Consider the following 16,011-nt stretch of genomic DNA (forward strand, 5'->3'; position numbering starts at 1 on the left):
TGATTACAAATAGTTAAATGGCCCGGAGGAACCAACCAGTCGAAATTTTACAGACACTACCCTGTTCGACTGGAGAACTCAAAAATTATGTGCCTTATCGCGTTTGCTATCGCTCAACATTCTGAATATCCCTTTGTCATGCTGACCAATCGTGACGAATTTTTCGATAGACCCACAGCTTCCTTAAAAGCCTGGCCAACCCAACCCATTATTTATGCCGGCCAAGATTTACAAGCTCAAGGAACCTGGCTAGGAGTTAACGCTCATGGTCGCTGGGCTGCGCTAACCAATATTCGTCATGTAACAGATACACCTGGTAGCCAATCACGAGGAGGAATTGTAACGGATTGCCTACTGTATGATGGAAATTTATCTGACTATTTTGCTCAACTAAAAAGTCAGCAAACCAATTATAGTGGGTTTAACTTTGTCGCTGGTGAAATTAGCTCGATTCTCAGTCGCGAACCTGTCGCCCATTACTTTTCCAATAGACAAACTGATATCACATCTCTTGCATCTGGTACTCATGCTTTAAGCAATGGTCTAATGCAAAACGAATGGCCCAAAATGCAAAAGCTAAGAACTCATCTGACACATCTGATCGAACAAAATGATTTATCATCCGACCAATTTTTTTCTCTATTAGAAAATACAGAAAAATCTGATTTAGATCGTCTTCCTGATACGGGGTTAGCACGCTCAGCAGAACATCGGTATTCGAGCCTTTTTGTTGAACCCTTTAATAGTTCGGGTAGACTGTATGGAACTCGATCATCGTGCATTATTATGGCGGATCAGAATGGGCAGGTTCATATGATAGAAAAACAACATTTACCTGACGAACCGTCATTCAAAAATATTCAGTTCCACTTAGTTTAAAGGACATCGACAATGGGAAAGCCATACTCACAAGCTTGTGAAAATAATAAACAACCAATATTAGATGTCATAAAAAACTACTTTGAAAATACAGATTCGGTTTTAGAAATTGGTAGCGGAACAGGACAACATGCCGTTTATTTTGCCGAGCATTTGCCACATTTAACTTGGCAAACCAGTGATAAAAAAGAAAACCATCCTGGCATAAATGCCTGGATTGATGACTATTCAGGCGATAATTTGCTACGACCGATTGATCTCGATGTTACAAACTCATGGCCAGTAACAGCGGCAAAAGGTATTTATAGTGCCAATACCGCCCATATTATGTCTTGGCCTATGGTGGAATCTTTCTTCTCCGGTGTTGGTCGAGTCTTAAAAGCAAACGGTTATTTTTGCTTGTATGGCCCTTTTAATTTTTGCGGTGAATATACCAGCGAAAGTAATAAAGACTTTGACCACTATCTCCAATCTCAAGATCCCGAAATGGGAATAAGAGACTTTGTTGATATCGAAGAACAAGCTCGCAAAGCAGATTTATTTTTTATCGAAAAGCATACTATGCCGGCCAATAATTTTCTTTTGGTTTGGCAAAAATCTGTAATACTAAATAAGACCGTACAGTTCGACTAGTTCGTAATAATCAAAGCGTTCTATTAAGGCCTCAAATACGAGTTGATAAATAGGAAGTAAAACATCCAATGCCAGATCAGCAAAAAACTTCTTTTTTCAAAGAGATTCTAAAACGCCGAATGCTACAAATCGCCGGCTTATACTTAGGCGCGACGGTCGCATTAATGGAGTTCTCAGGAATGATTATCGAACGTTATGGATTCAGCGATAATCTTGTTGACTATGTGCTGGCTGCAATGTTGACTATGATACCGGGAATGTTAATTCTGGCTTGGCGACACGGAGCACCCGGTAAAGATGAGTGGGGAAATATCGAAAAAGTTACTCTACCAACCAATTTACTTGTATTAGTTGGCGTACTTCTTTTTCTAGTGAATAATAGCTCTCAAACTCCGGTGAATACCTCTGCTAGGGATGTAACATCGGCAATAACGAAACAAACCGAATCAACGACTATTCCAAGAATTGGAATTCTTTTTTTTGAGTATCAATCTTCTAATGCGAGTGAAAACTGGCTAGGTTATGCCTCGACATTACTTTTGAGTTTACAACTGCGTCAAAGCGATGAACTTTACGCTACATCACTATTTGATGATAACTTTTATTGGGAAGTTCGACGCGCAGGATTTAAAGATGGGTTAAATATTCCATTATCTTTAGCTCGAAGGGTTGCCCTTAATAGCGACCTTCACTTTTTTATCCGCGGCTCACTAAAGAAAAACGAAAAGTATGAGCTAAATTTAGAAGTGTATGAAACGTCGACGTCTAAAAAAATAAAAACATTATCTATATCAGATGAAAGTCTATTCGTGCTCACCGATAAAGCAACCAATAAGCTACAAAACATAACTGAAATTCCTATCGAGCCATCCTCAAATCTGAATTTAATTCCTGCAAGCGAACACTCGACTAATAATTTGGAAGCTTTGGAAGCTTTTGTCAAAAGCCTTTTAGCAAAGACTTTTGATAACGACTATCAAAAAGCTACTGAATATGCGCAGAATGCAATAAATTTAGATCCCAGCTTTGCACTGGCTCATATTCGACTTGGCCATTTAGCTGCAGAACAAGGTCTATTGGAACAAACAAATATGCATTTTCGGAAAGCATTGACGTATGATTATAAGCTCACCCCTCGCCTAACTCTTTCTATTCGAGCTTCCATTCATGCGACTGAGCAAAATGCCGAAGAACAAATTAACCTATTTCGCAACTGGATAGAGTTATACCCTAATGACTACGAGCCAAAAAATAATTTGGCGCTCATACTTCAGTTTAGAACAAATGATAGAGCAGAAATTATTCAATTATTGAAAGACTCTTTAGCCTTAAACCCGGCACAACCACAAGTTTATCAGCGATTGGGAGAGGCCTATCTAGCGATAGAAAATCAATCTATGGCTAAGAAAATGTTTCAAAAACACCGAGAGCTTCGCCCTAAGTCATATCGACCATTGTTAGAACTTGGCAAAATAGAACTTAATGTAGGAAACCTAGAAGCGGCAGAGAAGTTTTTCGTACAAGCATCATTACTTGAAGGAGACAAAGTTTCTCCAATCTTAGCGCTCGCTAATCTAGCTTATCGACGTGGCGATTTGAAAACGATGCAAAAAAAGCTCGACGAAGCCGCTTTAATCTCACAAGCTCCAAGACAACTCGCACGACTGAAACAAAATGAAATGGGAGTGGCGATACTTTCTGGCCAACCGCAAAAGGCTTATAGCTTGTTAGAAGAGTTTCAACAGTCACTGAATGAATTTGAAGAACCGCTCGATATCATATTTGGAGGATATGTATCACGAACAGAAATTTACCTAGCAGCCAACAAGCGAGGGACTATTGAAAATCAATTACAGGCTCTTAAACAAAAAATTGACCCATCTCTCCAAGAACTGGTCGACTTTGGTACTCTCTTTATTCAAATACAAAGCGATAAATTTGACGAAGCTCAAAAAACTCATATTAAAGTTAAAAAGGTTGTCGAGCGCTTTAACCTACGACAACTCAACTATCTTTTACTTTATACACAAGCACGCATTGATGAGTCTAAAAAGCAGTGGAATAGCGCACTTAAGAACTATACCGATGCCACGAGGAACTTATTATTAAGTCCTAGCATAACACCTAATTTTGACGCATTGCTTGAAGAATCCATAATACGAACTTACCGCAAGTCAGGTGAAATCCAAAAGGCAATTGAAGTTGCAGAATCTTATTTATCGAAATGGCCTTTTCACCCAGATATTAATCTTGAATACGCCAAAAGTCTTATAGACCTTAATAAGCACGATGACGCCCTTATAGCTTTAAGTAAAGTCGAGTTAATGCTAGCGGATGCTGAAGTGGACTGCTTTCAATGCAAAGAGTTAAGTAAATTGAAAAAAATGCTAAATGAATAACTTGGTGAATTTAAAAGCTATTTTCCGGCTCGGATTAAACCACCTAAACCTTTATTTTCAAGCACTTCAAATAGAAATGTATGGACGTCTTTGGCTTTTTCGAGACTTAAAACATGAGCAACTAATTGTTTGGCTTCAGCCGAGTCGAAATGACGAATAATCTTTTTTATTTTAAGAATACTGCGAGCATTCATGCTCAACCCTTGATAACCCATGCCTAATAAAAGAACAGCAGCCATAGGATCACCTGCCATTTCGCCACAAATATTAAATCGAATTTTTTGTTCCGAACACTCTTTGGCAATTAAGTCAAGAACCGTAATCAAAGCAGGATGATAGTAACTGTATAAAGTTGAGACGCGAGTATTGTTTCGATCTACCGCCAATAAATACTGTGCAAGATCATTACTGCCGACAGATAAAAAGTTAACTCGCTTGGCAATTTGTGCGATTTGATAGATGGCAGATGGCACTTCAAGGATAATTCCAACTTCAGGCATTTCTCGTGGAACGCCCCCAAGCTCGTGATTAACTTCATACAATGCCTGCTCCAACAAACGCATCGCCTCATCAACTTCATCAACGCTGGAAACCATTGGAAGAGAAATGCGAATGTCAGGGAAGTCACGGGAGGCTTTAAAAATAGCACGCGCTTGAACAAGAAAAATTTCAGGATGGTCCAACGTAATTCGAATACCTCGCCATCCTAAAAAAGGGTTGTCTTCAACAATTGGAAAATACGGTAGTTGTTTGTCACCACCGATATCCAATGTTCTAAATGTTACTGACTTACCTTTGAAAGCCTCGAGTGCAGAACGATAAATTCGAGTCTGTTCTTCTTCGCCAGGAAATTGCTCACGCAACAAAAATGGAATTTCCGTTCGATATAATCCAACACCGTCAGCACCAACATGCAAACTTTTCTCAAAGTCAGCCATCAATCCGGTATTAACCAATAATGGAATAACTTTACCATCTATCGTTTTAGCTGGCTTACTAGTGTACCTTTCCAACTCTTGTGTCAGTTGTCGTTCTTCAATAATGAGATGTTCGTACTGGTGCTTTAAACCTTCTGACGGAGATAAAAAGAGCAAGCCTTTGTATCCATCAACAATTAATTCTTTTCCTTCAAAGTTATTAATCGGTACGTTATCAAACCCAGAAACCGAAGGAATACCCAATGCTTTTGCCAAAATAGCCGCATGCGATGTTGGTGAACCGCGCATCGAGACCATACCTAAAATCTTTTCTGTGGGAAGTTCAGCAAGCATTGCAGCAGTGATCTCTTCCGCCACTAAAATCGAAGCTTTCGTTAACTTTGGCCGTGCTGTTCGATCGTCTTCAAGATAGACGAGTACGCGGCGCGCTAAATCTTTTAAATCTGACGACCGCTCTCGAAAGTAGGTGTCCTCCATTGTTTCGAATACTCGAATATGCTGGTCGACTGCGCGACGTAAAGCTGCAGGAGCCCAATGCCCCTCTTCAATTTCGGCAATAACATCTCGCTTCAATCCATTATCATTGAGTATATTCAAATAGGCATCGAACAAACTGAGTTCTTCCGAGCCCAGCGTATTTTCCATTCGACTTTTTAGCGCAATAACCTCAGCCTGTGCTAATTGAAACGCTTTTTTTATGCGCTTTAATTCTGCAGAAATACTTTTGGCGGGCTTGTCAGGAATACCTGATAAATCGGCAGGCGGATAAAACACCATCGCCTCGCCAATGGCTATTCCACTTGCCGCAGGAAAGCCTTTTAGCTTGCGAATAGCATGAGGATCACTAACTGGAGCGGTTATTTGGTCACGACTTTCAGAACGAGCTATTACCGAAGCCAATTGAGCCGACAAAGTAACAAGAAAATTAACTTCAGGCTCAGAGAATTTTCGACGTTGTTTTTGCTGAACAACAAGAACGCCCAGAACACGTCGCTGATGAATGATCGGCGCTCCTAACAAGGACTGATAAGCCTCTTCAGAAGCGTCTTCGACCGGCTCAAAATTAGGATGGTTTGGCGCATCATCTAGATTGATCGGCTCTTCCCGCTGCGCGACGAGTCCCACAATGCCTTGATGAAAATCTAACTGAAGCTGACCAACAACTTTAGGATTTAATCCTTTGCTAGCCATAAGCGTGAGTCGCTGATGGTCGTAATCAGCTAAATATACCGAACAAACCTCACTACCCAAAGATTCACAAACTCGCAATACAACGGCTTCGAGTGCTTGCTGAGTGTTTTCTGCACGATTAACTTCCTGAGTAATCTGTCTGACGCGCTCCAGCATAGCCCTCCTGCAATTTTTTAATCTGCTTATTTTTTCCGTTGTTGATGATGCCGCCTTCTGGAGCGTTTTTGCCTCTGGAACCGTTGCTGCTCGTGCATAACTGGCAGCAGTTCCATCAACGCCTGGCGATAGACATCTCGCTTAAATGCGACGACTTGCCGAATCGGATACCAATAACCCACCCACATAAAGTCATCAAACTCAGGGTGATTGGTTGTGTCAAAATCAATTCGACTCTCGTCGCTAATTAATTTTAGCAGATACCATTTTTGTTTCTGACCAATACACAAAGGAACGCTGTCATGGCGGATATAACGCGTTGGCAACCGGTAGCGCAACCAGTTTTTGGTTGAGCCCAAGATCTTTACATCTTGCCGAGAGAGACCAATTTCTTCGTAAAGCTCCCGATACATGGTTTCATCGGGTGTTTCACCTTCATTGACCCCGCCCTGAGGGAATTGCCAAGAATTCTGCCTTGCACGGCGTGTCCAAAGTAATTGACCAGATTCATTACAGACGATTATGCCAACATTGGCACGAAATCCTTCTGAATCAATCACTTATAAATACCAATTAAATTTTTCTTAAACTCATTCAACCACAAGTTTTTGATTTCAGCAAATGAAATGTCCCCCAAATGATTGAAGTCATGGTTTACAATGGCCACCAATTGATGACATCAGAGATTGATTTATTTTGCGACTGGCTATTTTTGACCTCGACCATACACTGCTTGAAGGCGACTGTGATCAGCTATGGGGAGATTTTATCTCAGAAAAGGGCTTGGTCGATGTTGAGTTTTATCAGTCTCAAAAAAATCGCTATTTTAGCGAGTACCAAGCTGGCCAATTAGATATTCAAAGTTTTCTCGAATTTTCAGCAAAGACCCTGGCAACATTTTCTCACTCAGAACTTAAAGAATTAGGAAAAGAGTTTGCGCAAGTAAAAGTAAAGCCGAAACTAAGGCCCCGTGGAATTGATCGACTCCAACAGCATAAAGAAAATAATGACTGCTGCCTTGTCGTGACAGCAACCAATCACTTTCTCGCGGGTTGGGCAACAATGCATTTACCCATCGATGGCTTAATCGCCAGCGAACTTGAACAAATCAATGGCAACTATACGGGAAACATTAAAGGCCTTCCAAGTTATCAAGCAGGCAAAATCCGTCGCTTACAAATGTGGCTCGCTGAAAAGCCATATTCTTTGCAACAATCAACTTTTTACTCCGACTCACATAATGATCTTCCTTTATTGCGTGAAGTAGAGGTTCCAGTTGTTATTAGTCCAGATGATACGCTAAGAGAAGTCGCGCAAAATAACAATTGGCCAATAGAAAACTGGAGTATCAATTGAGTCAACGTATAACGCCACCGAAGACTACCAAAGAACTTATGACTCGAGCCGAGAGTCTCGCTGGATTTAAACTCAGCAATATCGCAGAAAAGTATGCTGCCCAACTGCCTGAAACATTAAAACTCGAGAAAGGTTGGATTGGCCAGTTTATCGAATTTATATTAGGAGCCAGTTCAGGCTCATTACCGCAACCCGACTTTCCCAATCTAGGCATTGAGTTAAAGACCATCCCTATCGACGAGACTGGTAAACCTTTAGAGTCGACTTATGTAAGTGTTGTTCACCTGATCAATAATCAAGGAGAAACCTGGGAAAATAGTCTGGTTAAAAGAAAATTAAATCATGTCCTTTGGGTTCCCATCATAAGTACAAAAAATCTGGCAATAAAAGATCGCGTAGTTGCAACACCTCTTCTCTGGCAACCTACGCCTGAACAAGAGGCCACTCTCCGCAGCGACTGGGAAGAAACCATGGAAAAGGTAATGCTAGGAGAACTTGGACAACTTAACTCGAGATTTGGTCAGGCTCTACAAGTGAGGCCGAAAGCAGCGAACTCCAAAATACTTACAGATGCTATAGGCAGCGATGGAGAGGTTATCAAAACCCTTCCCAGAGGCTTCTACTTAAGAAGCAATTTTACCCACTCTATATTAAAGTCATTGAGTTATTAATGAATCCTATAGTATATACTTGAGTTAGACTTAAGACTGAGTACAACATACTCTCAAGAAAATAAAAATATTGGCTTTAATCATGAAAAATCTTTGGACAATCATTGTTATTTGTCTTTTAACTCCACTGTGCTTTTCTTTTGACCAAGAGAAGTTGCGAGTTACTTTAAATACTACCGCACCGGAATTATTAGACAGTCTCAATAACACCAGAAGATATATCGAGAATGAAAGTAGTATTGACGAAGAAAAGCTAAAACTTATTTATCGCACATTGAATAAATTAGAAAGTCGATTGCTTCGTTGCTCAAACCAACCTCAAGATCCTTCAAAAGACTCAACAATCCAAACATTAGGTCACAATCTAAGTGCCAAAGATTGTCAACAATTAACCGATGAGACAATGTTGGTAAAAAAAGAAGTACTTACGAAATTAAATAGCTTTTCTTTTTATCGCTACAAAACTCGGAGAACATCGCTGCTCCAAAGTAGTACGGATACGACACACCAATCACCATCTATTGTTAAATACATCCAAGTTAACTTTAAAGAAAATTTATTCGTAGGAACCCTTTTCTTTGTTATTTCATGGCTTATATTGAAAAAGCTAAACCGTATTGACAATAGAAACAATCAATCAACACACTGGTCACTTCACTCAATATTAATAATGAGTACCATAGCATTTATTGCCATTTGGTTTACAAATACCACAACACACTACTATGAAATTGAAACTTGGTACACACTGTTATTCACTGCATCGCTTTATTTGTCTTGGCTAAAAAAGTTTAAATTCAGTACTTTCATTAAATGCTTGCTTCTATTTTCAGGCTCAGTTTTCAGTGCAGATTTACTAACAAGTGATTTAGTTAATCGCAACAACTACTGGTTACTCATCGCAGACTTTTCCCTAATATGTTTTTGGGCTGTTATTCTTTACTTATCTTTTAGCTCACTAAGCAACAGGAAAAAACTTATTTTCTGGCTTTCAACGACTTTCGTGTTAGCACTTGATGCGACAGGTTTTCATGAATTAGCTCATCAATTAATTCTAACCTCAATCACATTCCGCACGCTATGGCTATTTGTGAAATTGATTCACGATGTAGGACCAGACATTTGTCGATATTATTTTTGGTTAATTTCTAAAATAAATTTTTTAAAGTCAATTGAACGCAATGCTCCATTGCTACCCGGAGAGGGATGGATTCGTTGGGGTTTAACTATAGGCATATCGCTTCTCGTTTTTATGTCGCAAATGACTATTCTTGGGATCCCAGATTATTATACAGAGCAAATAAGTTCAGCCATTAACGAAGGTTTTCAAATAGGAACTATTACTGTTTCTATTCGATCTCTTTTAGAGGCAACAGTAATTTTCGGTATGCTATTAGGTTTTTCAAGCCTCTTAAAAGCCAGGTTAGAAAAAAATGATTCTGTTAACGAAAATATCGCCAAAAATGGGCAAGAAGCAATAGCTGCGATTTTCTGGTATTCAGCCGTAGTCACATCAGCCTTAATAGCTCTTTCAATTGCCGGCTTCTCGGTTCAAAATTTAGCTCTGGTAGCAGGCGCGTTCAGTATCGGTATAGGTTTTGGTTTACAAAATATTGTGAGTAACTTTGTCTCAGGTCTTATCCTATTAATTGAACGCCCCATTAAAAAAGGCGACTGGATAATAACAGGAAATACAGAGGGAATAGTTAAGAATGTCAATATTAGAGCGACTCAAATACAAACATTCGATCGAGCAGATATCATCATTCCCAACTCCGATCTTATTACAACTCAAGTTACTAACTGGATGCTTAATGATCGAATTGGAAGGCTCCGATTAGTCATTGGTGTTGCGTATGGTAGTGATACGGAGAAAGTTAAACAATTACTCACCGAGATCGCATTAAATCATCCGTTAACAATTTCAGATAATGATGATTATCCTTGTCAGATCCATTTTTCGTCCTTTGGTGACAGCAGTTTAAATTTTGAAATTCGAGTATTTCTTCATAATATTTCAGATATCCCGAATGTACGTAGTGATTTAAATTACCAAATCGATAAATCATTCCGAGAAAACGGTATTGAAATTCCTTTTCCACAAAGAGACTTACACATTCGAAGTGATAAGACTAAAGGAGCTTAAAAATTAATGACTAATCCACCCATTTTAATGCAACTATCAGATGGACAGTGGGAATCCTGTAAAAGTATTGACTTGTTCCATTCAAGTCATTCAAAGTGGTTCACTTTAGATTATAAAGATGAAAGTAATCTATTATCAATTTTCGATTCTTTGCCTCTATCGGAAACTCAGCGAAATGCATTAGTCGACCCCGAGATTCGACCCAGGCTTTTGGTCACTTCTGACGAGAAGATATTACTGTTTATTCGAGGAATTAATCTTAATCCAGAGTCTGAGCCTGAAGACATGGTAAGTATTAGAATTTACTTTGATCAAAATCACTTACTTTGCTTTCGCAGTCGACGTTTACAAACAATTTCAGAAACACGTCAATTTCTAGAAAAAAATCCAACAGAGCTGCCTAACCTACAACTGTTATTTACTCACCTACTAAGAGAAATTTTATTTCGAATCGAGAAGCAAGTAACGTCTTTGGCGAATAAACTGGACGATCTTGAAGATGCCGTCGACAGTGGGGAAAACATTGATTTTGAGAAGGTCGAAAATATTCGACGCACCTCAGCTAAGTTATGGCGCTACCTTTCACCACAAAAAGATGTTTTGGAAAAGTTAACACGTGTTTCCGTTAGCTGGCTAAATACTGAAACGAAACATCAACTACAAGAGCTTGAAGATGAAATGATTTATGAAGTAGAAGAGCTAGCTCTTGTAAGAGAACGATGCCAGCAACTAGAAAACTTACTCTCAAACAAACTTTCTCAGCGAGTAAATAAAAATTTATATTTAATTTCTGTGATCACCGCAATATTTATTCCCGTCTCATTTTTAACTGGGTTATTGGGTATTAATGTAGGCGGTATGCCGGGCGTTGAAGCAAATTCTGCTTTTTGGTGGGTTTGCTCTGTGTTGTTAATAATTGCGATTATTGAAATAATTTATTTAAAAGTGAAAGGTTGGTTTTAAGAAGCCTGAAGCGCCGTCAAGCTTCTTAAAATCGATGATAACTTTAATTTCAATGACAATAATAAGTAACGTAAAGCTTACCGAAAGTCGTGTTGATATCAGCTTCCGATTTAAGCTCAGTCAAGATTTCACCTCCAGAGTAAACACTTGACCATGTCGAAATGGAGTCAGAGTCATACACACCTTGTCCAGTTAGCGCACAGTGAGATATTTTCTTTGGTAAACTTATTGAACATCCTGTAGACCAAGAAATAGAATCTTCATCGTATTTTCGAAATGTTCGCTCTTCCTGTTTTTTTCCATCCACGATACAGCTCGGATCAGCATTAAACGTTAGTGTAACAGTAACGTTTACCCCCTTTGCCAATAGATTTCCTGAAAAAAGCATCAAAGAAAGGCTTACTATAAAAATGTTTATTATGTTTTTCATAAGGTTCCCCTTTTTTATTCTCATAATTAAAACTAGCACAATTCAAGCAAATTTCAGGTTCTAATTACGAATCAAATAAAGTGATTTAAAACACAAACGAGGAAACCTTATCGACTCCTTGCAATAAAAAACTATTTAGTTTTTTAATATCGCAAATTAATAATGAATATCTGTAGTAAGTTGTACTAAGACAATGGGTGAAGTATTTAATCAGAGGTGTACTATGCGAACGATTAACCTAGTTGTATTGTCTTTTATAACTTTTATTTCCTTTCAAACCAAAGCAAGTGACCATTGTGAAATATATCCACTAACAGTCTCGCAAACGCTATTAGAAAATGCAACTCTTGGTCAAGAGTTTTCAGAAGTTCCCAATGGTACAGGCCCGGGCAATTACAGCTGGTTAACGTGGAATGGTTCTAACGATGTTGTAACCTTATCAGAAAGTTTAGTGCCTCCCGGAAATGTCGAAACTTATATTAATCCAGACGATACAAGTGATACGTTTTTATCAGTTAGCGATTTTGTGCAAGGTCGTCCTGGCGTCATGAACAGTCGACAAGTTCGTGATAGATTAGATGCTCTTCTCGGACAAGCAATTATAGTCCCTGTTTGGTCAAGTAATCGTGGACAAGGTAGTTTGTTTGATTATGAAGTAGCGACTTTTGCTTCTATTGAACTTATCGACTATCGCCTCAATGGTCAGGGATGGATTTCGTTTACTTACTTGGGAATTAACGATTGCTCTCCCGAAGGAAATGAAGCACCGACGGTGGAAGACATAACAATTAATGGTACAACTGACTCACCTGTAACATTTAATGTTTCAGCTCTCGACGCTGACGGTGATGAACTCACATACTCTGTCATTGATTCACCAACAAACGGAACACTAACAGGATCAGGACCCGAATATACTTACACTCCAAATTCAGGATTTATAGGTACCGATTCATTTACTTTTATCGCCAATGATGGCGAAGTTGACTCACAACTCGCAACAGTAACTTTAAATGTCTCGCAAGCATTATGTGAACTTTATCCAATCACAGTAGCTCAAACATTTTTTACAAATGCGGAAACCGGCGACCAATTTAGTGAAATTCCAACCGGCACTGGTCCAGGAAATTACAGTTGGTTAACTTGGGATGGTGCGAATGATGCAGTAAGTTTGGCTGAAAGCTTAGTTCCTCCAGGTAATAGCGATAACTACATTAACCCAGATAATTCAAGTGATACTGAATTATCAATTGGTGATTTTGTTCAAGGTCGTCCCGGTGTTAAAAATAGTCGAGCTATCCGTGATAATTTGGATGCTCTCATCGGTGTTCCTATTGATATACCTGTCTGGTCAAGCAATCGAGGACAAGGTAGTAATTTCGATTATCAAGTTTCTGAATTTGCAACTATTCAACTGATCGATTATCGATTAAACGGACAAGGCTGGTTATCTTTTGAATTTCTCAGAATGGGCAGTTGTACGCTTGATGATAACTCTCCTCCAGTCGCATTAGATTTGGAAACACAAGCTGCCGAAGATACCCAATTATCACTCACAGTCATTGCGACTGATGCCGACGATGATCCTTTAACTTATAGAATTGTAACGCCTCCTGAAAACGGGACACTTACTGGTGACGGACCTGACTATATTTATACACCGAATCCAGGATTTAGTGGTACAGATACGTTTACTTTCGTCGCGAATGATGGACAAGTCGATTCCAATACAGCAACAGCAACAATAGAAGTTATACCTGACGCTAATCAACCTCCTGTTGCTGAAAGCTTAACGGTTAGCACATTAATTGATACGTCCATTGACTTAGAGGTAGAAGCAAGTGATCCCGATGGGGATCCTCTAACTTACATTATCGTAGAGCAACCAGAAAATGGAACAATTACTGGAAGCGGACCTGAGTTTGTTTATACGCCTGACGAAGGATTTACAGGTATCGACACATTCTCTTTCGTTGCGAACGATGGCCAGGACGATTCAAACATTGCTACAGGAACGATTCAAGTTAAAGAGTTTAACACACCACCCGTCGCCCAGAATCGTCGGGTTAGTATGTTAGAAAATGAAACGTTGAATATTTTTGTTGAAGCCGGTGATGTTGATGGAGATCCATTAACTTATGAAATTGTAACACCACCAGCCGAAGGGACTGTCACTGGTGAAGGTCCCAACTATGTTTACACACCAAATCCAGATTTTTCTGGTATTGATACATTTTCATTTGTTGCCAATGATGGTCAGAACGACTCTAACATTGCAACTGTAATTATTGATGTGATACCCGTTAATAATCCTCCAGTTGCGCAAGACATAATTGCAGAAGGTCAGGAAGATAGTCCTCTAGATGTGTTGGTAGTAGCAACTGATGAAGATGGTGACCCACTCACTTATGTCATCGTTACTGAACCTGAAAATGGCACACTTACCGGTGACGGGCCCAACTATGTGTATACGCCAGATCCTGGTTTTACAGGTACAGATACCTTTGAGTTCATTGCAAGTGACGGACAAGATAATTCAAATGTCGCAACAGCAACTTTAGAAATCATCGAAGTGAATAATCCGCCTGTTGCAGAAGATTTATTCGTTAATGGCCCAGAGGATACTTCCGTCGATATCAATGTGGTAGCAACAGACGAAGATGGCGACCCGCTAACTTATATCATCGTTACTGAACCAGAAAATGGTACACTTACCGGTGACGGGCCCAACTATGTGTATACGCCAGATCCAGGATTTACGGGTATCGATACCTTTGAATTCATTGCGAGTGACGGCGAAGATAATTCAAATGTCGCTACCGCCACGGTTGAAATCAACGCTGGTAACAATCCTCCCATTGCGCAAAGCTCATTAGTTGAAGGGCAAGAAGATACACCATTAAACATTACCGTTAATGCCACTGACGCAGATGGAGACTCTCTTACCTATCAAGTTATTTCAGGGCCTGAAAATGGAACACTAACTGGTGATGGTCCAAACTTTGTTTACACACCTAATTTAAATTTTAGTGGTTCAGATTCTTTTACATTCATTGCTAATGATGGTCAAGCAGACTCAAATACCGCGACAATTACAATAAACGTTGCAGATTTGAATAGCCCGCCTGTGGCTGAAGATCTCGTTTTTGAAGGATTAGAAGATACGCCTCTCGATGTCACGGTTGTCGCGTCCGACTCGGATAACGACCCACTAACCTACATCATAGTTACGCAACCAGAGAACGGAACGTTAACCGGAGATGGACCAAATTATATCTACACACCGGATCCAGGTTTTGTTGGAACGGATTCATTTGAATTCATAGCGAGTGATGGTCAAGATAACTCAAATGTCGCGACAGCAACCATCGAAGTCTTAGAAGTTAACGTCGCTCCTATCGCACAAAATGACTCATTTGAAGTGGATGTAAACTCATCTTTCTTTATTAATCTTACTGCAACCGATGGCGATGGTGATCCTCTAACCTATACTATTGTCAGTCAACCCAATGGTTCTTTATTTGGCAGTGGTAATGGTTACTTTTATACACCACCATTCAACTTTACTGGAACCGATACCTTCACCTTTAAAGTCAATGATGGACTTGTCGATTCCAATATTGCGACGATTACAATAAATGTAATTGAATTAAATGAAGCTCCTGTTGCACAAGATGCGACTTTTGATGTTGTTGTTGACACACCAAAAGACATAACCGTTGTCGCTACCGATGGCGACAATGACTCGTTGACTTACTCCATTACGTCGCAGCCTAGTCAAGGTGTGTTAACAGGTGTTGGACCAAATTATGTTTACACTCCAAATAGTGGATTTAGTGGCACCGATAGCTTTAGCTTTAAAGCCAATGACGGCCAAGTAGACTCAAATATTGCGACAGTTACGCTCAATGTCGCTCCATTTGAAAATACGCCACCCGTTGTCGAGGATGACCAGTTTATTGGCTTCCAAGACACACCGCTTGAGTTTACCGTTAGATATTCGGATGCTGATGGCGATCCACTAACCTTCTCCATTGTTGGAGGACCTTTCTTTGGAACAATATCAGGCGATGGCCCCACTTATATTTACACTCCGGGCCCAGGATTTTTTGGAACAGATCTTATTGAAGTTCAAGCGAATGATGGAACTGACAACTCAAATGTTGCAGAAATATTCATTAATATTCGAGGCAATGAGTTTCAATCAAATCAATATCTAATAAAAAGACAAGACTTCTAGCAATAATAA

The 16,011-nt window shown here is 39.6% G+C and carries 11 protein-coding genes; 8 read left to right on the forward strand and 3 right to left on the reverse strand.

Annotation, left to right across the window (positions count from 1 at the left end; genetic code table 11):
• Positions 1-87 precede the first annotated feature (87 nt).
• The 3 genes from FAX86_RS04905 (at position 88) to FAX86_RS04915 (ending at position 3,911) form a co-directional block, all read left to right on the forward strand.
• Positions 88-879, forward strand: a complete 792-nt coding sequence (locus FAX86_RS04905) for an NRDE family protein (RefSeq protein WP_144392223.1) — start codon at positions 88-90, stop codon at positions 877-879.
• A 12-nt stretch (positions 880-891) separates the two neighbouring features.
• Positions 892-1,512 carry a DUF938 domain-containing protein gene (locus FAX86_RS04910; protein WP_144392224.1) on the forward strand — a complete coding sequence of 207 codons (621 nt, stop codon included), beginning with the start codon at positions 892-894 and terminating at the stop codon, positions 1,510-1,512.
• A 68-nt stretch (positions 1,513-1,580) separates the two neighbouring features.
• Positions 1,581-3,911 carry a tetratricopeptide repeat protein gene (locus FAX86_RS04915; RefSeq protein ID WP_144392225.1) on the forward strand — a complete coding sequence of 777 codons (2,331 nt, stop codon included), beginning with the start codon at positions 1,581-1,583 and terminating at the stop codon, positions 3,909-3,911.
• A 17-nt stretch (positions 3,912-3,928) separates the two neighbouring features.
• On the opposite strand, the gene ptsP is transcribed toward FAX86_RS04915, so the two are convergent.
• Positions 3,929-6,196, reverse strand: coding sequence for a phosphoenolpyruvate--protein phosphotransferase (ptsP, locus tag FAX86_RS04920; protein WP_144392226.1), 2,268 nt, complete (start codon positions 6,194-6,196; stop codon positions 3,929-3,931).
• 26 nt (positions 6,197-6,222) lie between these two features.
• A complete protein-coding gene (gene rppH / locus FAX86_RS04925; RefSeq protein WP_144392227.1) occupies positions 6,223-6,756 on the reverse strand; it encodes an RNA pyrophosphohydrolase in 534 nt (177 codons plus the stop codon).
• 136 nt (positions 6,757-6,892) lie between these two features.
• Here rppH and FAX86_RS04930 point away from each other — a divergent pair, with 136 nt between their 5' ends.
• The 4 genes from FAX86_RS04930 to FAX86_RS04945 all read left to right on the forward strand — a co-directional run bounded on the left by FAX86_RS04930 (position 6,893) and on the right by FAX86_RS04945 (position 11,332).
• The gene (locus tag FAX86_RS04930) at positions 6,893-7,552 is read left to right on the forward strand and encodes an HAD family hydrolase (protein ID WP_164503462.1); all 660 of its coding nucleotides are present in this window, start codon (positions 6,893-6,895) and stop codon (positions 7,550-7,552) included.
• Positions 7,549-8,223, forward strand: coding sequence for a DNA mismatch repair endonuclease MutH (gene mutH / locus FAX86_RS04935; RefSeq protein WP_246128499.1), 675 nt, complete (start codon positions 7,549-7,551; stop codon positions 8,221-8,223). The genes FAX86_RS04930 and mutH overlap by 4 nt, the downstream gene beginning before the upstream one ends.
• Before the next feature lie 82 nt (positions 8,224-8,305).
• A complete protein-coding gene (locus FAX86_RS04940; RefSeq protein WP_144392229.1) occupies positions 8,306-10,369 on the forward strand; it encodes a mechanosensitive ion channel family protein in 2,064 nt (687 codons plus the stop codon).
• A gap of 6 nt (positions 10,370-10,375) precedes the next feature.
• The gene (locus tag FAX86_RS04945) at positions 10,376-11,332 is read left to right on the forward strand and encodes a CorA family divalent cation transporter (RefSeq protein ID WP_144392230.1); all 957 of its coding nucleotides are present in this window, start codon (positions 10,376-10,378) and stop codon (positions 11,330-11,332) included.
• 49 nt (positions 11,333-11,381) lie between these two features.
• On the opposite strand, the gene FAX86_RS04950 is transcribed toward FAX86_RS04945, so the two are convergent.
• Complete coding sequence (locus FAX86_RS04950; RefSeq protein WP_144392231.1) at positions 11,382-11,762, reverse strand: hypothetical protein; 381 nt, start codon at positions 11,760-11,762, stop codon at positions 11,382-11,384.
• 223 nt (positions 11,763-11,985) lie between these two features.
• Between FAX86_RS04950 and FAX86_RS04955 the strand changes: the two genes are divergently transcribed.
• Positions 11,986-16,002, forward strand: coding sequence for an Ig-like domain-containing protein (locus FAX86_RS04955; RefSeq protein WP_164503463.1), 4,017 nt, complete (start codon positions 11,986-11,988; stop codon positions 16,000-16,002).
• Positions 16,003-16,011 lie beyond the last annotated feature (9 nt).

Source organism: Pleionea sediminis (assembly GCF_007570825.1).
GTDB classification, from domain to species: domain Bacteria; phylum Pseudomonadota; class Gammaproteobacteria; order Enterobacterales; family Kangiellaceae; genus Pleionea; species Pleionea sediminis.